The sequence below is a fragment of the Mesorhizobium sp. M7A.F.Ca.US.008.03.1.1 genome, from assembly GCF_003997495.1.
GTDB lineage: Bacteria > Pseudomonadota > Alphaproteobacteria > Rhizobiales > Rhizobiaceae > Mesorhizobium.
The window spans coordinates 24177-43729 of the sequence record NZ_RZRU01000010.1 but is presented as its reverse complement, the minus strand read 5'-3'; the positions used below and the strand labels follow the sequence as shown (position 1 = coordinate 43729).

At 56.4% G+C, this 19553-nt stretch carries 17 protein-coding genes and 3 pseudogenes; 2 read left to right on the top strand and 18 right to left on the bottom strand.

Annotation, left to right across the window (positions count from 1 at the left end; genetic code table 11):
- Positions 1-450: 450 nt before the first annotated feature.
- From EOA16_RS15675 to EOA16_RS15650, 6 genes are all read right to left on the bottom strand, one after another.
- Positions 451-1017 (bottom strand): GNAT family N-acetyltransferase, encoded by a 567-nt coding sequence (locus EOA16_RS15675; protein ID WP_158515808.1) that lies wholly within the window; start codon positions 1015-1017, stop codon positions 451-453.
- 390 nt (positions 1018-1407) lie between these two features.
- Complete coding sequence (locus EOA16_RS15670; protein WP_063169359.1) at positions 1408-3237, bottom strand: IucA/IucC family siderophore biosynthesis protein; 1830 nt, start codon at positions 3235-3237, stop codon at positions 1408-1410.
- 463 nt (positions 3238-3700) lie between these two features.
- Entirely contained in the window at positions 3701-5002 is a 1302-nt protein-coding gene (gene ectB / locus EOA16_RS15665) for a diaminobutyrate--2-oxoglutarate transaminase (protein WP_063169360.1), read from the bottom strand.
- A 166-nt stretch (positions 5003-5168) separates the two neighbouring features.
- Complete coding sequence (locus EOA16_RS15660; RefSeq protein ID WP_063169361.1) at positions 5169-6008, bottom strand: hypothetical protein; 840 nt, start codon at positions 6006-6008, stop codon at positions 5169-5171.
- A complete protein-coding gene (ectB, locus tag EOA16_RS15655; protein WP_063169362.1) occupies positions 6001-7257 on the bottom strand; it encodes a diaminobutyrate--2-oxoglutarate transaminase in 1257 nt (418 codons plus the stop codon). The genes EOA16_RS15660 and ectB (EOA16_RS15655) overlap by 8 nt, the downstream gene beginning before the upstream one ends.
- A 1064-nt stretch (positions 7258-8321) precedes the next feature.
- On the bottom strand, positions 8322-9038 hold the full coding sequence (locus tag EOA16_RS15650; RefSeq protein WP_224571099.1) for an SPASM domain-containing protein: 717 nt from the start codon (positions 9036-9038) through the stop codon (positions 8322-8324).
- A gap of 719 nt (positions 9039-9757) precedes the next feature.
- Here EOA16_RS15650 and EOA16_RS15645 point away from each other — a divergent pair.
- Positions 9758-9993 (top strand): annotated as a pseudogene (locus EOA16_RS15645) (transposase); the annotation flags it as partial.
- Between the two features lie 16 nt (positions 9994-10009).
- Here the strand turns inward: EOA16_RS15645 and EOA16_RS15640 are convergent.
- Both EOA16_RS15640 and EOA16_RS32655 read right to left on the bottom strand, forming a co-directional pair.
- On the bottom strand, positions 10010-10756 hold the full coding sequence (locus EOA16_RS15640) for a LuxR family transcriptional regulator (protein WP_063169365.1): 747 nt from the start codon (positions 10754-10756) through the stop codon (positions 10010-10012).
- Between the two features lie 354 nt (positions 10757-11110).
- Positions 11111-11413, bottom strand: coding sequence for a hypothetical protein (locus EOA16_RS32655; protein ID WP_127262113.1), 303 nt, complete (start codon positions 11411-11413; stop codon positions 11111-11113).
- On the opposite strand from EOA16_RS32655, the gene EOA16_RS15635 reads away from it, so the two are divergent.
- The gene (locus tag EOA16_RS15635) at positions 11393-13195 is read left to right on the top strand and encodes an ABC transporter ATP-binding protein (protein WP_063169366.1); all 1803 of its coding nucleotides are present in this window, start codon (positions 11393-11395) and stop codon (positions 13193-13195) included. The two genes, EOA16_RS32655 and EOA16_RS15635, sit on opposite strands and share 21 nt — an antisense overlap.
- Before the next feature lie 597 nt (positions 13196-13792).
- Here EOA16_RS15635 and EOA16_RS15630 read toward each other — a convergent pair.
- From EOA16_RS15630 to EOA16_RS15585, 10 genes and pseudogenes are all read right to left on the bottom strand, one after another.
- Positions 13793-13999 (bottom strand): exopolysaccharide production repressor protein, encoded by a 207-nt coding sequence (locus EOA16_RS15630; protein WP_082826584.1) that lies wholly within the window; start codon positions 13997-13999, stop codon positions 13793-13795.
- Entirely contained in the window at positions 13996-14313 is a 318-nt protein-coding gene (gene fdxB / locus EOA16_RS15625) for a ferredoxin III, nif-specific (protein WP_174800308.1), read from the bottom strand. The genes EOA16_RS15630 and fdxB (EOA16_RS15625) overlap by 4 nt, the downstream gene beginning before the upstream one ends.
- Positions 14310-14513, bottom strand: coding sequence for a CCE_0567 family metalloprotein (locus EOA16_RS15620; RefSeq protein WP_063169367.1), 204 nt, complete (start codon positions 14511-14513; stop codon positions 14310-14312). Before EOA16_RS15620 ends, fdxB (EOA16_RS15625) begins: the two co-directional genes overlap by 4 nt.
- Positions 14514-14559: 46 nt before the next feature.
- Positions 14560-14996: pseudogene (locus EOA16_RS15615) on the bottom strand (DUF269 domain-containing protein).
- 324 nt (positions 14997-15320) lie between these two features.
- Positions 15321-16478: a TlpA disulfide reductase family protein gene (locus tag EOA16_RS15610; RefSeq protein ID WP_063170386.1), complete on the bottom strand. Its 1158-nt coding sequence runs from the start codon at positions 16476-16478 to the stop codon at positions 15321-15323.
- 599 nt (positions 16479-17077) lie between these two features.
- Complete coding sequence (locus EOA16_RS15605; RefSeq protein ID WP_024505903.1) at positions 17078-18091, bottom strand: 1-aminocyclopropane-1-carboxylate deaminase; 1014 nt, start codon at positions 18089-18091, stop codon at positions 17078-17080.
- A gap of 236 nt (positions 18092-18327) precedes the next feature.
- Complete coding sequence (locus EOA16_RS33150) at positions 18328-18519, bottom strand: exopolysaccharide production repressor protein (protein WP_127230899.1); 192 nt, start codon at positions 18517-18519, stop codon at positions 18328-18330.
- 79 nt (positions 18520-18598) lie between these two features.
- Positions 18599-18914 (bottom strand): annotated as a pseudogene (gene fdxB, locus EOA16_RS15595) (ferredoxin III, nif-specific).
- Positions 18911-19069, bottom strand: coding sequence for a CCE_0567 family metalloprotein (locus EOA16_RS15590; RefSeq protein ID WP_224571204.1), 159 nt, complete (start codon positions 19067-19069; stop codon positions 18911-18913). Before EOA16_RS15590 ends, fdxB (EOA16_RS15595) begins: the two are co-directional and overlap by 4 nt.
- 90 nt (positions 19070-19159) lie before the next feature.
- Positions 19160-19553 (bottom strand): DUF269 domain-containing protein (locus EOA16_RS15585; protein ID WP_127259213.1); only part of this gene is annotated, 394 nt, incomplete at its 5' end.

Here is a 19553-nt window from a genome sequence, read left to right as displayed (position 1 = left end):
GGCATTCGGCGGCGTATCAGGGCCAGCTTCAATGAGCAGCACGCGAGCGCCATAGGCGGAGAGCCTGCTCGCCATCACGCATCCAGAGGAGCCACCACCCACGACGATATAATCGAAAACCACGCAACTCCCCATCAAGGTACCAAGTGTGATGGGCTTCTTCAGCAAAGCGCTCCTCCTACCGCCTGAGATATGGTCACTTACGGCGCGGCAGCTCCACATCATGCCGTCTGTAACGGAGCGATTTGATCGCCAAATCGGTCGAGGGCATGCCCGAAGCGAGACCGAGCGACCCATCTGAACTATCTCTGAACCGACAAGCTCTCAATTCCAGGGCACATGCATCTCCGGACACGCCGGTGCGTCGGTGTGAATGATTGCAAGTTCGTAGGGCGAGAGCAGCGCTCGCCTACGGTTTCTTGCATCACCGTCTTCCGAGAAACAATGATACTAACAAGAGATAACGACGACTTTTTCGATTTTTACAGCAGTCAAGACTGTCACTTCAAAATATCGCATAACTACGTTATTGTAGACCCGGTCTCTTACATAGCGAAGGCCTACTTTCGGTGCTTTCCGAAGCGAACGCGTGTTCGTTGGGCGAATGAATGAAGTGACCTTCTCGAGCGTTAGGTTCTCGAAAGCAAACTGGATCGCTGCCCTGCCGGCCTCTGCGGCGATCCCCTTACCGGAAGACGCAAGGTGGAGGCACGATACGGTTTCCACATTAGTGGGATCTTCGGGCAGATACGGGCCACTGTACATCAATCCACAGTAGCCTGCGAATTTTCCGACTTGGCCTTCGCCTTTTACGAACACCATCCATAAGCCGAAACCATTGCTCTGCCAATGATGGATGAACTGTTGTAGTTTAGCTTTCGATTGCTCTCGGGTCGGATAGACTCCATCCCACATGGCATTTACCACAAATGGATCGCTATGAAGCTCATGTAGAAGAAGCTCGTCGCTATGCGACGGTGGCCTTAGGATTAGGCGCGGCGTTTCTAGAATGTACATGAGAAGCTCCCTTCTAGCCATAAGTTAGAGCCGCACTTACCTCCAACGCGGCCATGATCTCCTAGCATGAGCGTCAAGGCCGCAGTGCTTGATTGAAGGCGTTCGACGAGGTTTATGCTTAAGGTAGCGAGGTCTACACAAATCAAGCTTTGGGCGCCTAACCGTGTCAGTGTTGACGGCACCTGGAAAGCCGGCCCGAAGGCGATAAAAAAATTAGGCGCCTCCTTTCAGAATGGAAGCAGGCGACGCGCTGGTGAGCGGGCGCCTGATACGCGCAACATGCTGCGGCGGCGTTTACGCAAGGGGTTGCTTACCCCAAGGGGGGGGTATGGTATTGGCCCAAAACCGGCTAACTACATTGTTCATTTAAAATACGCGCCTCCTTCAAGCTTAACCTGCACTGGTCACTTTGCGAATGCCCGCCAGTGGGTTCTTCAGCGTGCCGACGGTGTGCAGGTATTCTCCCGGATCACCGAAGTCCACCATTTGCTGGTTTTTTTGTATCTGCAGTCGATTCATACATCGTCGCAGAAATTCTGGAGCGAATAGGTCATGCTGCCTGTATTTTTCGTCATATTCCGGATGTTTCGTCTGGTAGCCAAGGATGGACTCGCTTACGAGCTGCCAGAAGTGTGTCGACGGAAAATCAAGATGTTCTTCGAGTGTTACAGCCAAGTAACGAAAGAAGCAGTCGAAAACGTCGGTGAAAATGAAGTCGTGCTTCATGTCGCGATTTACTTGAATGCAGATCCTCTTAATCTCCTCCGGCACGTTGAGATCTCCGCCTAGAATACGAAGCTCCTCGCCAATGTCTTTCATGATAACTCGCGTCGGAGCGTGATCTTTCATAACTAGAATTATATTTTCTCCATGTGCCATAAACGCTAGATCGTAAGCATAAAAGCAGTGGAGAAGCGGCGCCAGATAAGATTCAAAATAGCGGCGTAGCCAAGCGGCGGCGTCTAACCCCGAGGCATTGATGAGGGCTGTCACGAGTGCTTCACCATTGTAATCGACATGAAGCAGCGACGCCATTGTCATCAGACGTTCCCCTTCTTTCAACTGCCGAAGGGGGCTTTCCCTCCACAGCGCAGAAAGCATCTGCTTGTAAGGGGAGTCCTTCTTGAGGGCGGTGTTGAAACAACGATTGCGATAGCCAATCGTCGCGACCTCGCGAAGGATGCTGAAGCCGTTGGCGGCTAAATAGGAGTCACTGTCGAGCAAATTCTTCAACCATTCGTTGATGGCGGGCGTCGCCAGCATGTGTGTCGGTGACAAGCCGCGCATAAACCCCATGTTAAGTATCGACAGCGCCGTTTTCACGTACCGTTTATGCGGATCGCTTATATTGAAAAGTGTGCGGATCGATTGCTGGGCATGATATATGTCCTTCCCCTGGCCTAGGCAGACAATGTGCCGGTTGGCGATATCCGCCGCGAAGATAGTTGAGAGCCGATTGAACCATTGCCAAGGATGCGCTGGCATATAGATGTAATCGGTCGAGTTTAGTCCCTTTTGACGCAACGCTGCGTCGAACTGTTCCAGCGCCTGTCGACCGAGTTCCTCGTGCATGAGAAGGTCGTAGTCGAGCGTTGAAATGGACTTAAACGTTGCCATTTCTTTATGGACGGCCAGCCATATGAGTCTTATCGAACTGCCCACCTCCGGCGCATAGCGACTATAGTCGAGCGCGTCAAAGCCAATGCGACCGTTATTCGCGATAAAGGTCGGGTGGCCCTCCGTCATGCCAGCCTCAACGATCTGGTAATCGGCAAAAGCCAGTTCTGCGGCGGATATCTCTGTTTTGGCCTGCTTGTACGCGCTGCCATACAGCGTGCTGCTGATCTCCTGCAGGTAAACCGGCATCATCTCTTCCTTTATGCCAAGATGGCGGCTGAACTCAATAACAAAATCAAGCGCATCCAGGGGGGCCGGCCTGCCCTCAATCCTTTTCTCCAGAGAGCCGGCGTCCACTTGCCAGTGATCTAGCAGGAGGCGCCGAGCCTGGAACCAATACTCCAACCCAGGGGTCTCGCTTTCCAGCACATACTTCCCCCAGTCGCCTTCCATTCGCTGGAGTCGAGGAGCAATTAGCAACTCGTGTGCAAATTCGCTGATTGCTTTACGGATAAGGAGCCGGTTGGCCTTTGCCCATAAATGCGGTTTCAAATGCTGCGTTACGCGTTCGGCTAGGCTTATCTCATCGTCTCGGGCTGTCATATCACTCACGATCTCAACTCCTTCAGAACGTAACGGTGTAAGGTTCGCGAACGCGCCTTACACTCGTCTCGCCAAACTTCGACGTCGCACAAAATCCGTTCTATTTTTCATCAGAAAGGATAAGAAATACCGGACCTCTTATACAAGTTAATTTCTAATGTGTTGTGTACCGTTCGTCTTCGCTCGTGATAAACCAGCAATATTACCATCTTACTTATATAATATATTAGAATACCGGTTTCACCGGCCCTGGACGTCGTCCTTCATCTTGCAACGAGCAAGAAGTGTGTATTGATTTGCACATGCCGTACTGTCGTTCGATCACGTCAAGCGGTCGGTGTCCATTGTTTGAGCTCTCCGAGTGTCCATTTTTGCTGTCCGTCTCCATACAATCGCATACGTCTAAAGCGGAATTTCCTTTGCTTGATAAGCCCAGACTGGGTAGGGGGGACTGAGTGAATGCCTACTCCGCTGAAATGCTGTCCTGCACCGCGCCAATGCTGTCGCGTACGATCGACAGACCACGGCGCAGTTCAGCCTCGGTTATGGTAAGGGCTGTCATGAACTTGAGCACCTCACCATACGAGCCAGCGATCTCGATCACCAAGCCGCGACGAAAAGCTTCCCGGGAAATGAGCCCCGGCAATGAGTGGTGCTTTGGTGATACGAGTCCATACATCAAGCCGCGGCCTCGGACATTCAGAGCAAGGCTGGGGAAGTCGTCTGCGATCGACTTGAGTTCTTGAGCCAAGATGGCTGATTTGCGAGCAATCTCATCTTCAAACTTGGAGTCGGACCAGTAAGTCTCAAGGGCCGCACGAGCAGTGACGAAAGCATAGTTGTTGCCCCTGAACGTGCCGGTGTGCGCACCCGGCGTCCAGACATCAAGTTCAGGCTTCATGAGGACAAGGGCCATAGGCGTTCCAATTGCAGACAACGACTTTGACAGGGTAACGATGTCCGGCACGATCTCAGCCGCCTCGAAACTGAAGAATTTCCCTGTGCGACCGACACCAGCCTGAATATCATCGAGGATCATCAGGATCTCGTGCCGAGAGGTCAGATCACGCAGCCGTTGCAGCCATTCAACGGTAGCAGCATTGACACCGCCTTCGCCCTGCACTGCTTCTAGGATCACCGCAGCGGGTTTGCCGAGACCACTGCTAGGATCATCGAGAAGCTTCTCGAAATACTCGATCGTGTCTGAAGCGCCGAGATAGCCCTCGTACGGCAACGATGTCACGTGCGCGAGGGGAAAGCCGACAGCATCTCGGAACTTCGTGTTTCCGGTTGCCGCCAACGCCCCAGCGCTGACTCCGTGAAACGAGTTCGTAAACGAAACGATGTTTGACCTGCCGGTCACTTGGCGAGCTAGCTTCAGAGCCGCCTCGACCGCGTTCGTACCTGTGGGGCCAGTAAATTGCAATTTATAAGACAGACCGCGGGGCTTCAAAATAAACTGCTCAAAAGCTTCGATGAAGGCCTTCTTGGCGGTCGTAGCAAGGTCGAGCCCGTGCACAATTCCGTCGCGCGCAATGTAGTCCAACAACGCCCGCGTGAAGGCTGGGTTGTTGTGCCCGTAATTCAAGGCTCCCGCGCCTCCCAAGAAGTCGATGTATTCCCGACCGTCTGTAGCTATGAGGGCAGTGCCGACGCCTCGATCGAACAGAACTGGGAACGCACGGACGTAGCTCCGCACCTCAGACTCAAGACGATCAAAGATCGCGAGGCTTACATCGTTTGTAGGAGTAAACTGCTTCTTCATAGGGCGAGTCCTGAATTGTAGCCTGCAAAGGCATCAGCCCAAACTGTCTGGCGAAGGCCATTTCAATCGGTTCGAGGTTCGGCTTGTATGACGGCAGCATGAGCAGTCACACGCCTGGCCACGCCAACTCACGGCCCAAGCCAGTCGATCGCTGCGAGGTCCAACGTCACGTCCACCAGAGAACAAGATCAGGCCGCGCAAATCCGAAAAAGCAATTCAGCACTAGGCGACGCTTTCCGTCGCCTAATTGACCGGTAACCCCGTGAACGAAGCCGCCATCGATTAGGGCGATATCCCCGGTTTTGAGCTCGAACTCGCGGCAAGGGACGGCTTCCAGATAGGCTGCCGAATAGGGATATCCAGTGGTCTCCACACCTTGCGATATCCGGTCCGCAACCGTCGGCTTGTGGCTCCAGAGCTTCAGATTGCCGCCTTCCTCAGGCATGCTGGGATAGAGGTTGAGCGCTGCGACCGTATTGTGCGCCACCGCAGAAAGCTCGTAATCATCGCCAGCACGTAAGACTTGAGCGACGTCGTCGTGGGGATCCAAGGAAAATGTGCCTGTGCCCGACCAACTGAGGCCGCGACAAACATTGGCCTGGCCGTGTTCGGAACGGGCTAGCCGCAATTCGATTCCCTGGTTGTGAAGCTCTCGCTTCAACGCCCTGAATACTGCTCGAACCGGGTCAACCAAATTCTTAAAAAGGGCATCGACGTACGGCCGCGCGTTTTCGGCGTCTGCGAAATAGGTGGCTGCATCCTTCCTGTAGTGAGATGCGCCGACATATTGTCCGGGCACACCATCTTTACGCTCTCTGAGACCAGAGCTTCCAATAAAGTTCGTAGTGATCTCCTCGGCTACTTCGGTGCTGAAAGCTTGCTTGATGTGCAGAGCGGTGAGCTCACCTTTCAGGACCGAGATGATCTCCGCCGTGTTGATCGACCCGGTCCGTTCTTTGATCGAAACCGGCGAGATGGCTGGCACTTGAGATATCTGACTAGGCATTGTCTTGCTCCTGTAGTGCGTGTTCAAGGATGGTGATGCCACGATCGAGTTCGGCATCGGTGATGGTTATCGGTGGGAGGACTTTGATAACGTCGCGATTTGGCCCCGAGGATTCGATAAGAAGGCCATTTTCGAATGCGACATCGTGCACGCGGCCGACAACTGCCGGTGAACGGCATTTCAGGCCGGCCATCAGACCGCGGCCGCGCTTCTGTTCGATGTATCTTGGAAATTTCGCAACCAGGCGATCGAGGTGCGTTTGCAGCCTGACGGCTGTCCGCTCGACACCTGCAGTAAATTTCCTATCCGACCACATCTTGCACATGGCTCCTGCCGTCACGAAGGCGAAATTGTTGCCTCTGAAGGTCCCGCTATGTTCTCCGGGCTTCCATATGTCCAAGTCGGGTCGAATCAGAACGATGGACAACGGACTACCTGAACCGCTTAGGGACTTGGAAAGACACACAATATCCGGTTCGATTTTCGCGGACTCGAATGAGAAGAAATCGCCAGTTCGGCCCGCACCCGCCTGAATATCGTCGACGATAAAAACAATGCCGTGCGTACGGCAAATGCGCTGAATTTCCGTGAGCCAAGCTGCGGATGCGGCGTTCATGCCGCCTTCGGCCTGGATGGTCTCCAGAATGATTGCGGCAGGCTTTTCTATGCCGCTCCCCGGGTCGCTCAAAACGCTGTCGATGTAACTGGCGGAATCGAAAGCTTGGCTCGGATAGCCGTCATAGGGAACACGGATCACATCGTGGCGAGCGACGCCTCCCAGTTCCCTGGTTGAGGCCGAGCCCGACACCGCTAGAGAGCCGAGCGACATGCCGTGGAACGCATTCGTAAAGGCCATGACGCTCGAGCGGCCGGTGTATTTTCGCGCCAGCGCCAGCGCCGCTTCGTTGGCGTTCGTGCCGGTCGGCCCGGGAAACTGAATCTTGTACGAAAGGCCTCTGGGTTTCAGGATCCAATCGACGAACCCTTCAATGAAGTCACGCTTTGCCGCCGTATGCATATCAAGCGACAGAAGAATGTTCTCACCGACGAGATATTCAATCGCTGGCGCCATAATATCCGGATTGTTGTGCCCGTAGTTGAGTGCGCCGGAACCCACCAGGAAATCGATAAAGGGCTTACCCGTCTCGTCCCAGATCGTCGCCCCAAGGGCCTTCGTAAAGACGGTGGGGAACGCCCGGCAATAACGACGAACGTTAGATTCATGAGCCGTGAAAGCGTCGGTGTCCATATCAAGTCCTCTGCACATAGTCTTTCAAAGAAGAGAGCTGTTTAATGGCTAGTGGTTTGCGGCAGATGTTCGTCGCTTAACGTTGAAGCAGAATGCCGGAGGCAGCTTTGTTTGGTCTGGGTTTGGTCTGGTGATGCCGGCATCCTCATCAAATATTGTTGGGTTGCGTTGCCCTCCATTCGGATGCTTTCGAATGTGCTGCAACAGGATGGCTTCTAAAGCTTCCGCGAAAGCATCGCTACTATGGCATCAGGTAGTTGACGTACCCACCCTTCGCTGCCCATAGCGCTCCGGACAAATGAATGAGTCCAAGGAGATCAGCAGGGTCGCGTCGCCAGAGGTTGTGTCGCTCGGCGGTAGCGAAGCCGCTCGCGAGCGCGCTCCTCAATAGCGCCGTAGCGAGCGAGCGGCTTCGCGGCGGTCATCAATATTCGCCGTTCAACCTCGGGCTGCGGACACCAACCTGATTCAAGAAACTATTTGATGACCGATGACACAGCGAAAGCCACGCTCTCTTTGAGAAGAATGCGGATTCCGATCTCTTGCGCGATGACTGGCCCGAGCCGCCGGATCAAGAGGGCGGGGCCGCCGTGGACCCCCTTGACGGAAAGCCCGTTCGTAGGCCAGGCGGAAGCAACCGGGAGACGCGCTGGCGAAGGGCCGCATCGGTTTCGAGAACGTCCACTACCGCGACGGCAACCATCCCCGGCCGCAGCTGGGCTGCTGCCTTCAGGCGAGTCGAAAAGGAGATCGTCCGGGAGGGTGAAGGCGTTGACGAGGTGAGCCGTGAGTAAGCAATCAAGCTCTGATCGGGATCGACTAACACTGTTTCCATCCGACCGATGGTTGACCTGTGATCGGCGTTACCTCAAGCTAGGCAGGCCGACAAGCTCGGTTGGAAGGCGAAGACCTTTCGATGAGCTCGTCTCCGAAATGCTCGAGGCCCACTGCCGCGCCTACAGGAACATACTGGCGTAACGTGAAAACACGATGGCGTCGCGGGCAGGTGCATCTGTCGTGGGGCCATCCGCACTGCCAGGCACGCCCTCTCGGCCGGCATGCACTCAGGTCCGGTCGTTTGGGTCGGCGAATTCACACATCCTGCAAAGCAGAAAACCATCTGCTCCATTCATGCGGTCGACGATTTCGCGAAAAACTGGCTTTTCAAACAGAGCGGAGTAACCCTCATATAGAAGGTTGCCCAATACGTGACGCCGTTCAAAATCCATAGAGCACAGGGTAACGTCGCCGTTTGGAAGAAGAACATTCCGATACTGTCGTGCGTCCACGCAGGTTAGGGCTCCGACCACTGGCTGACGTGGTGCAACGATCTTAGGGTCGACGCTTCCACCCCTACTGCTCACCGGCCGCGCTTTTATCAGGGCTTCGGTAGGAATAATGTCGGCTATATCTGGGTGGGGCTCGCCCAAGGCCACGAATCGGATCAAGGGGATGTCCGCGTCGACGAGTTGACGAACCAGATCGCGATACTTGTCTCCGACCAGGCGGCTGTTCATGTAGGTGCCGTCATCGAAAACATGGACCACGAATACGCCCAAGCGCAAGGCTTGCAATCGCTGCAGGTCCTGCCCGTTCATTCCCACCAGCGTCGTAAAAATCCTGATGCCATGGCCTTTGGCGAAGGCGTGCTCCACCATTTCGGTACAGTCCGGATTGAGCCAAGGTTCGGAGTATCCCGCAAAACCAATGTCGACGGAAGTCGGTACGCGGGCCAGACACCGCTTGAAATCTTCAAGATCCAGATGACTCGCATGAGACACTTTTCTTTGCCGGACCGCGAACTTGTCCTGGGGACAATATGAACATCCTACGACGCATCCCGTGGTCGTCGTTATCTCCAAAACCCTGCCGGCTGTGTTTGCTGAGCGAAGTTCCGGTAAAATCACTGGTGATTACTCCCATCTACTTCCTGCGAAGCGCCACGATGGTGTGCGTGTGCCTTTGGCTTTCTGATACCGCCTGCTGATCTACCGAGGCAACGCAGACATCTACCCTTTTTGGCAGCCTAAGCCGCCCGGTTCACCGATTTGCCGGGCCGACCCTTCACAAACTTCCAGCGCGTCGGACCAGAGACAGCATTGCATCTTTCGAGGCATCACTCGCTCCGGAGATGTAGCCTCAACCGTTGGTCGCTGGCCCGTCGCCGAGATGCGCGCGCAGCACCCTCGAACCCGCCGGAGAGAAGCTTTCTGGATGCCGTCGATCATCCTTCATCGAGCGAGTTCCGTGTTCTCATGCGGGTCAGCCCTCACACTATATTGCCGCACATCGACCAGCAAAGGCCGAGCTAGTGCGCCTGGCGCGCAGTTACTGCGAGATAGGCTTCGAAAAGCCCGACAGGGCTAAGACGCTCCGCTGTATTGAACCCGAAATGTTTTCTGACAGCTGTCAGATTTTGGACACACATCACTCATCGTCAGTCGCTTAATACGGATGGTAATTTCTTCCAGGAATCGGTGACATTGAACACCACCCTGTCATGACCGCCCAATCTCAGCGAAGCGAACTCAGCATCGCCACCAGGACCAAGCCTGAAGATAAATCCGCCGTAGCAGCGTCAACGACATTTTGCTTTCGAAGCCGGATGGATTGCACGAGGTGATTCGCGCCGTGATGCAGGAGGTGCTCGAGGCCGAGATGGACGAGGCGCTGGGTGCTTCGAAGAGCGAGCGCACGCCGGAGCGTCTCGGCTATCACGCGCGCTACTACGGGCGGAGAACTAGCTGCGCACCTACGGCGGTTGGATAATCCCAAGGTTCAAAGCTTTTACAACAGCTACCGTTCTGCTGGTCGCATCCAACTTCCGCATTACATTTTTTAAATGGAAATCTATCGTATTTCGTGATCTGCCTAAAATAGTTCCTATTTCCCAAGATGATTTTCCTTGTGACACCAAATCAATGCACTCTATTTCTCTCGGAGACAGGTTATGAGCTCGTTCCGACGCAGTCGTAGTGTCGAACTTCGTAACCATCCGATGAAACCGCAGCGCGGCCATTTGCAGGTAGGTGATCGCTCTATTCTGCAATTCGCAGTCCGAGGATTGAGCAAAACTCACAAACCTAAAGCTGCCACCAGGGCCATGTAATGGGACGGTAACGCCTGACCTCAAGCCGAATGTTGCTGCTTCGTCCAAGACGCGGCGTCCATCTTCAGTTATGTTTTCATCAGTATACACCTCGCTCCATCGAAAGGGTCCCGCCTCCTTTCGACCTTTCTTGATGAGGGGGTCTATTTTGGCATAGCCCATTCTCGAGTAGCGCTCCTGCCATTCAGCAGGATAATTCCACATCACCACAGAACCCTCCCGGTTCGGCTTGAAAGCCCTCTCTGATGCGAGCGGCCCATAGGCAATCCACGGGCAATCGAAATTCAGCGCAAACGCAGACAACAGTTCGAACAACTGTTCGGATTGAGCGACATCATCAGTCATCTTGAGGAATAGGTCTAACTCCACCGCAATCCGCCGGAGTTCCATGATGTCTCCTTCATTGCGTTCTCATTGGTGCACAGTTTGCTCCAACCCAGCCTCGCAACATCCGAAGTCAACGGGACTCGAGCCGGAGTTCCTTCCGCCACCTGGAGTACCCTCAAGAGTCGTGCCAGCTTGCGAGCGAAGCTTCTCCTTCAGGTCGTCAATCGACGGGGGAGGTACCCAGGAGGCGAACCGACAGCACTGTGTCGGGGAGCGCACAATCCGACAGTCGAGCATTCGATTGACGGAATATGGGCAGGAAAGTATTCGCGGCGCGCTTTTGAAATCAGCACCTAAGTGCCGGGCCTGAGAAAGCTGCATTGCAACTGTACTTATTTGATCGAGGCAAGAACAAGCTCAAAATTCAATCGATACATCGACCTTCTTTTCCAATCTCCCGAGTTGAGCAGCCGTAGCAATCGTATCGACTGGATGGCGGCTGACTTTCTCCAGGCTCGGTAACCTGCTGAATTTGTCCTTCGGATGTTCCCGCTCAGTTGGCACGACTTTTGAACTCACCGTCGTGAGGCGGCAAGAGCTGCCCGCCAAAATTGATGCTGTTATGGGGGAGGTCGAAATTCCAGTTTTGTCTTTTATCGTCTTTGGGACCGAGCGTGTTGATGCGCCCGCTTGGAAACTATGAGACGTTTCCCCGTCCATGGGCGCGGCGCCACTTGTCGCGACGTTTTCGCCTTCACTGTTCGCCTCTGGAACAGGCAGCCGGCCCGGCTCGCGATCATCATGACCGCGATGCTCGCCTCCACGCTGGCTGACGTGTTGATGCCGCTCTATTCTGGCCGACTCATCGACGCTGTTTCTCGTGCTGCTAATGCGGCAGCACCAGCTTCGGATTCAGCTGTTGCAGCATTCTCTGTACCGATTGCATTGGCACTCGGTGGCATTGCCATGCGCCACGTCGCCTTCATTGGCCTGAGCGACCTGGTGTTGAAAATGATTTCCGACGTCGCGACCGAAGCGTTCCATCATGTGCAGCGCTTTTCGACAGACTGGCATGCAAACAGCTTCGCCGGCTCGACAGTGCGCAAGATAACGCGCGGCATGTGGGCGCTCGACCTCCTCAACAGCACGATACTCGTCACGCTGCTCCCGTCGTTTGTCATCTTGATCGGCTCGACGGTGCTGCTCGGCTGGCACTGGCCGGTCATGGGCGTGATCTTTGCTTGCGGCTCTCTCGTCTACCTTGCGTTTTCGATTTCGCTGTCGCTCGGCTATGTCGCGCCAGCGGCGAGCCTTGCCAACCGATGGGACACAAGGCTCAGCGGCGCGCTTGCGGACGCGGTCAGTTGCAACGCTGTGGTCAAGGGCTTCGGCGCAGAGGTTCGCGAAGACGAGCGGCTTGCAAATATCATGACGAAATGGCGGCACCGCGCGCGCCGGAGCTGGGTGCGCGGAACGATCATCGGCTCAACCCAAGGCGTAACTTTGGTTGCGCTCAGGGTGGCGGTGGTCGGATATGCCCTGCTTCTGTGGTCGCATGGACAGGCAACGCCGGGCGAGATAGCATATGTTCTCACGTCCTTCATCGTCCTGCAGGGCTATCTGCGTGATGCCGGCATGCATGTCCGCAACGTGCAGCACTCGGTTAATGATATGGAAGAACTGGTGGCCATCCACAATCAGCAGGTGGATGTTGCCGATCGTCCAGAGGCCAAGCCGATCCGGATCACGAACGGCCGTATCGATTTCGAGAACGTCCACTTCCGCTACGCCAACCATCCCCTGCCGCTCTATAGCGAATGTTCGCTGTCGATTGAAGCTGGCGAAAGGGTTGGGTTGGTTGGACCCTCCGGTTCCGGCAAGACAACATTCGTGAAGCTGATCCAGAGACTCTACGACCTGAGCGGCGGCCGGATCCTGATAGACGGTCAGGACGTCTCGGAGGTGACCCAAGAGTCCCTTCGTTCGCAGATCGCGATCGTGCAGCAGGAGCCGATCCTGTTTCACAGGTCGCTTGCCGAGAACATCGCCTATGGCCGGCCTGGCGCGAGCCAGGCCGAGATCGAGCAAGCGGCACGACTGGCAAGTGCCCACGAATTCATCGCGCCCCTGCCGAAGGGCTATGGGACATTGGTCGGCGAAAGGGGTTTGAAGCTCTCCGGCGGCGAGCGCCAGCGCGTGGCGATCGCGCGCGCCTTCCTCGCGAACGCGCCGATCCTTATTCTGGACGAGGCCACATCGAGCCTCGATTCGGAATCCGAGGTGCTCATTCAACAAGCGGTGGATCGGTTGATGGTGGGCCGAACCACACTCGTCATCGCACACCGGCTGTCGACGGTCCGCTCGCTCGATCGGCTGCTCGTCTTCGACCGTGGCCGCATCATGGAGGACGGCGATCATGCCGCCCTGATCAATCTCGATGGTGGCATTTACCGCCGCCTCTTCGAACGGCAGGCGTTGGAACTCGCGAAGGGCCTGGCCTGATCGCTAAACCGGCTTGCGCGATGCGCCGAGCCGTTGCCGGAGAGGGGTGTGGCAGTGACGAGCGGCGGGCGTTAGGCGGCAAAACCAGCACGGCCGGAACTGTCCGCCAAACGGGCGAGCGGGAATGCACCACGTCTAAGCTTCGGCGAATGCGCGCAGTTACACGCGGGCACCGAATTGTCGCGCCTAACGGCGCACGCACCAAAAGGGCGGGAATGTCGACGGCCCGGGAAGAGTGCGGCCCTCGCCGTTACCCACATTTCGCCAAAGGAAGCGAAGTCAACGCACATTGAGAGGGCGGTGCTTCCCGGCCGGCCGGGATCCCTGTCGCTGGCCCAACCTACCGCACGCTGGCCACGTCAACGGTTCAAAGTCCCTTCGGTTCGCAAAGTCGTCCCCTTGGAGACCCGGAAGCGCAGGAGCTCCGACCGCAGTCTTCGCTCAACTCTGGCCATCTGCTCCGGGATTGGATTCCGTTCCCTTGCTAGCACAGTGGCAGCTGAGCACGAACTCGCCGGCCCCGTGTCTTTCGATTACGGCCAACGGGCTTAGGAAGAGATTGGATTCGCCGGCCCTCTGCGGAGCGAATGAACAGTTCTACAGATCATCGACGTCCGCGAAAAAGAGCACGCAGCCGAAATAGCAGGCCTGAAGCAGCAGCGAACAGGCCAGCGTCGTGACGACTGCCACACGGATCGAATCCAAAGCGAAGTAAACCATCGACGCATTGCTGCACAGGACCAGCCCCACGAGCCGACAAAAAGATGAAGTGCAACGCCGTTCTCCTGGTTTTCGCCAGATCATGTTGCGAGCTCGTCGGCCGCAACATGCGTCTGGCAGTTCTTGGGGCAGACGCGGCCGCAGGCTCCGCAGCCTATGCAGCGGCCGGCATCATCGACAACCATGATCATGCGATTGAGCTTGCCGTCGAAATCGTCGTCCTCGTCATCGCAGGGGCCGAGGATTTCACCCGCATCATCAACGCCGTGAAGATGCATGACATCGCGCGAGCAGACCTTGAAACAACGGCAGCAGCCGATGCAGGTCTTGCTATCGATGGAGGTCAGGTACGACGGCATCCAAATGGAGCCGTCACGGGTGGTGAATGTGCGCATCATCCTAAATTCTTCATTGAAGCGAGTTCTCTCTTGGCAACATCCAACTCGGCATAAACGGCTTGGGTTTTCTCGGCGACTTCCTGTATGTCGGCCCACTTGCCCGGCAGACCCTCGACAAGGTCCTGCAATGCCATCTTGGCAATAGCTGCACGCAACTGGAGCTTTCGGACTTTCTTCCTCATCTTATCTAGGTCTGACATAGATCCTTCCTGGAACAATGGTTTTGTTGATGCGCTCCATCTCGGGCTAGGCTTCAATGGCTGCAGTCGCATCGTCGACCAGTTTCGTACCGGCCTCAGCAAGTTTGCGGAAAGTCTCGAAGCCGAACCGGTGGACGTCTCGACAGAACGCCCAACCGCTGGAAGCCCGCAGGGGCTTCATTCCAATTATTGGCGACGTCGACACGCCGGAGCGCTCCTCGATCGCAAGCGCTACGGCGGTGTAAACATGTCGAGCCTCCACAGCGCGTCAGGATCGGGATCGCCGCCAAAGGGTACCGCACGTTGCTGTTGCTTGGTGATGATGAACTCGGCCAGCAGCTCGGCATCCGAATGGCCTTCCCATAAGCCGAAGGAATCCTGAGTACGAATGAGCCGCAGGAGGCATTTGACGAACGGGGAAGCAAGGGCCTCGTCGTCATTGTTGACAGCAGGGCCAACCGGAGGAATTTCGTTGTTCGTCATTTCAGTCTTCGTCTTCGAGGTACGATTTCCTTTTCCTGCGATGCCCACTCCGGGTCCGCTTGCGTGGCCGACGAATGGCTTGGGCGGGCCAACCCCAAGAGTGCCCCGTGGCCGACCTCGACATGTCCACGAGTGCGAGACCTGCGGCGCGAATTCGCGGCGCACATCGTCTGCGCCGCGATCCGACCGGTGGTCAACGCAATTGAAATCCAACCTTCCGCAAGCCGCCGCCCTGCTGCATCGACATACTTGCTGCGAAGAGAGCTTCGATGGGCGGATTGGCCAGTGTTCAATTCCAATTGTCAGTCCCTTCGCGATTCTTGCTCAGGAAGTGACTTCGTTTTGAGTTTCGGGTGCCTTCTTTTGCGGAGCCACACAAAGATCCGCGTGACAGGCAGGCTCACCCGTGTAGTTGGCCAGTGCTTCGAGCAATGGGGTAAGATAGTACTGTTTGGTGTGGTCCGGAATTGGCCCCAGCCGGTCCACCGATTTCAGTGCCACCTCGATCAACTCGATTGCGCGATCTTTGTTGCCGCTCTCGTAATAATACTGAGCTACCGGGAGGTACCGGAGGTATTTAAACGGGCCATCGCCGTTCGGGGGATTGAGTGCCAGTATCTGTTCCGAGAGCTCGTTGCCCATCGCAAAGCGCTCCGCGCGCGGAAGATGGGAATTGTCCATCGTGGGATCGAAGAGTTGGTTGAGGGCCAAGGCCATCCACGACACCGCGTCGGACGTTTTGTCGATCGCGTCCTCGACCAATTCTCGCATGACCGGCATGCCGGTCTTGATGTCGCGCAGCTTGTGAAGCAGAAGATCCGCATGAATCTGCCGGAACTCACAAGAGTCTGGCATCAAGGCGAGGCCTTCTTCGATGGCCAAGAGCGCCGCCGTCCAATCCTCGGCCTGCATCGCCGGCTCAAGTTTGGCGTATATCGGCCCGGTAAGCGACATTTCGCGCGCTGCAAGTTGGTTATGCGCGATGCGCTTTGCATCGGCGGCTTTCGCTTCATAGCTGCTGCGCCAGCTGCCGTTAAGGACTTTCGGCAAAACGTCATCGAGTTCCGCCGGGTGGCCGATAAAAGCGATGTGGCCGTCGCGGTCGACCACGAACGAGGTGGGAATCCCAATCGAAGAGCTGGGATCCATCCAGAGCTTGTTCATTTCGCCAATGTAATCGAACCCGATACGATAATTCAGATTCGGGAACTCCTCGGTCAGCCAGGCATCCACGTTGGTCCGCGCCTCGTCTGCGGTAGGACCCTGTTCGCAGGCGGCAACTCCGACCGCCTCAAATCCGCTGCCTTCATATTTCTCCTGCAGTTCGATCAAATGGGGCATGGCGTCGACACATGGTCCGCACCAAGTCGCCCAAAACTCAACGAGGTAGACCTTGCCGGGCCGAAAGTTCGTGAGGGGCTCGCCACGCAGCCAGTTCTCCACTTTGATCGCAGGAGCCGGGGACCCCATACGCAGTTCCATCTTGGTGTCCAAAGTCATTCCACACCTTTCGTCTCTTTTGTCGCGGAATATTTTCCAGTCAAAATCGGACACGGTCTCGAGGGCATCGCTCCCTCTGGCTTGCTTCAGCGAAGCTCTCACCGTGTTGCCGCACATCAAGCTGCAACGGAGGTGCCAATTCCCTCAGCTCCGGTAAGCGGCGGGAAATGCTTTGAAATTCTCCACGAGGCCAAATGCGGCCGATTGTCGTGAACCCGACATGTCTTCTGCCGCTGTCGGGTTTCGCCCTATCACTCTTGAGAGCTTGGACGGCTCGCCTGTGATTAGACTGGCCTCGGCCCTCGAGCAGTGGCAGTTTGGCGCCAGTTCGAAAGCGCGAACTCGCCGGCTTGGTCCTCGTGCCGCCACCGCCGCGTGTGGATTCTTGCCCCGGAGTCAAAATTCGCCTCGCGGTTGCCAACGGCGGCATGCGCTCAATGCGCGTGGCGTTGAGCACCGACAGCACGTAATGGTACCAATTAGTGGATGCCCGTCGCTGCCTCCACTTCTCCAGCCAAGCGCTCGAACGACGCTACCTACCCACGTTCGAGCGCGACCGCGGAATCGCAGACTGCCGAACGTCAGCCGTTGCGAAAGGTGTAGCCGTACCCGTTGATCGCCGGTGCGCCGCCTAGATGTGCGTAGAGGACCCTCGATCCCTGTGGAAAGAAGCCCCTCTGGACGAGGTCGATCATCCCTTGCATCGATTTGCCCTCGTAAACGGGGTCCGTAATCATGCCCTCGAGCCGCGCGCACAAACGGATTGCCTCTTTGGTTTCCTCCGATGGAACGCCATAACCCGGGTACGCGTAGTCCATGAACAACACCACGTCTGCCTCGACAATTTCCGCTCCGAGGTGGACGAGCTTCGCTGTATTTTGGGCGATGCCAAGCACCTGCGCCTTGGTCTTGGCGGGCATGGCGGAGGCATCGATACCGATCACGTTGCGCTGTCGACCATCCTTGGCGAACCCGACGAGCATGCCGCCGTGGGTTGAACCAGTCACCGTACAGACGACGATATAGTCGAAGGCAAACCCAAGCTGCTCTTCCTGGGCACGCACCTCCTCAGCGAACCCCACATAGCCCAGGCCGCCGTATTTGTGGACAGAGGCGCCGGCAGGTATCGCATATGGCCTGCCGCCCCTTGCCTTGACTTCATAAAGTGCCTTTTCCCAGCTGCGGCGGATGCCGATGTCAAAGCCCTCGTCAACCAGGCGCACCTCTGCCCCCATGATGCGGCTCAAGAGGATATTGCCGACCCGGTCGTAGACAGCATCATCATGTGGGACCCAGCTCTCCTGGACCAGGAGGCATTTCATGCCGATCTTGGCGGCGACCGCAGCGACCATGCGCGTATGGTTGGACTGCACGCCACCGATTGTGACGAGCGTATCGGCATCTGACGCGATCGCGTCGGGCACAATGTATTCGAGCTTGCGCAGCTTGTTTCCGCCGAACGCGAGACCGGAGTTGCAGTCCTCGCGTTTGACGTAGATTTCCACCTTGTCGCCCAGATGCTTGCCGAGGCGGTCGAGCCTCTCGATCGGCGTGGGTCCAAAGGTGAGCGGATAACGTTCGAATTTTTCCAGCATGCTATCTCCAGCAAAAAAGTACCTGAACCTGCTACGCACCGGTCAGCCCAGGGGTATGGTCGCGTGTTAGCCGAACACAGATTCCCTATACGATCAGCTCAGTCATCAGAGGGTGACCAAAATTGGTGTGGGTCTGAGCACTGATCCTGTCATCCGCGCATCAAAGCAGCAGCACATGCTGGGCATTCGACCAAGCCGGGACACAGCTGAAAATTGCATTCCGCAGTTGATCAGAGTCAGACGACTGGTACCCGAGCTTTCCTGTAACCATCGGCATGCTGGCCCCTGTGGCGAGTTCCACGAGCGCGGCTAGAGGACTGCCAGATCAGAAAGAGCACGCGGCCGAAGTAGCCGGCCTGAAGCAGCAGCGAACAGGCCAGCGTCGTGACGACTGCCACACGGAGCGAATCCAAAGCGAAGTAAACCATCGACGCATTGCTGCACAGGACCAGCCCCACGAGCCGACAAAAAGATGAAGTGCACGCCGCTCCCCTGGTTTTCGCCAGATCATGTTGCGAGCTCGTCGGCCGGAACATGCGTCTGGCAGTTCTTGGGGCAGACGCGGCCGCAGGCTCCGCAGCCTATGCAGCGGCCGGCATCATCGACAACCATGATCATGCGATTGAGCTTGCCGTCGAAATCGTCGTCCTCGTCATCGCAGGGGCGAGGATTTCACCCGCATCATCAACGCCGTGAAGATGCATGACATCGCGCGAGCAGACCTTGAAACAACGGCAGCAGCCGATGCAGATTTGCTATCGATGGAGGTCAGGTACGGCGGCATCCAAATGGAGCCGTCACGGGTGGTGAATGTGCGCATCATCCTAAATTCTTCATTGAAGCGAGTTCTCTCTTGGCAACATCCAACTCGGCATAAACGGCTTGGGTTTTCTCGGCGACTTCCTGTATGTCGGCCCACTTGCCCGGCAGACCCTCGACGAGGTCCTGCAATGCCATCTTGGCAATAGCTGCACGCAACTGGAGCTTTCAGACTTTTTTCCTCATCCTATCTAGGTCTGACATAGATCCTTCCTGGAACAATGGTTTCTTGATGCGCTCCATCTCGGGCTAGGCTTCAATGGCTGCAGTCGCATCGTCGACCAGTTTCGTACCGGCCTCAGCAAGTTTGCGGAAAGTCTCGAAGCCGAACCGGTGGACGTCTCGACAGAACGCCCAACCGCCGGAAGCCCCCACGGGTTTCATTTCTATTGTCGGCGACGTCGACACGCCGGAGCGCTCCTCGATCGCAAGCGCTACGGCGGTGTAAAACATGTCGAGCCTCCACAGCGCGTCAGGATCGGGATCGCCGCCAAAGGGTACCGCACGTTGCTGTTGCTTGGTGATGATGAACTCGGCCAGCAGCTCGGCATCCGAATGGCCTTCCCATAAGCCGAAGGAATCCTGAGTACGAATGAGCCGCAGGAGGCATTTGACGAACGGGGAAGCAAGGGCCTCGTCGTCC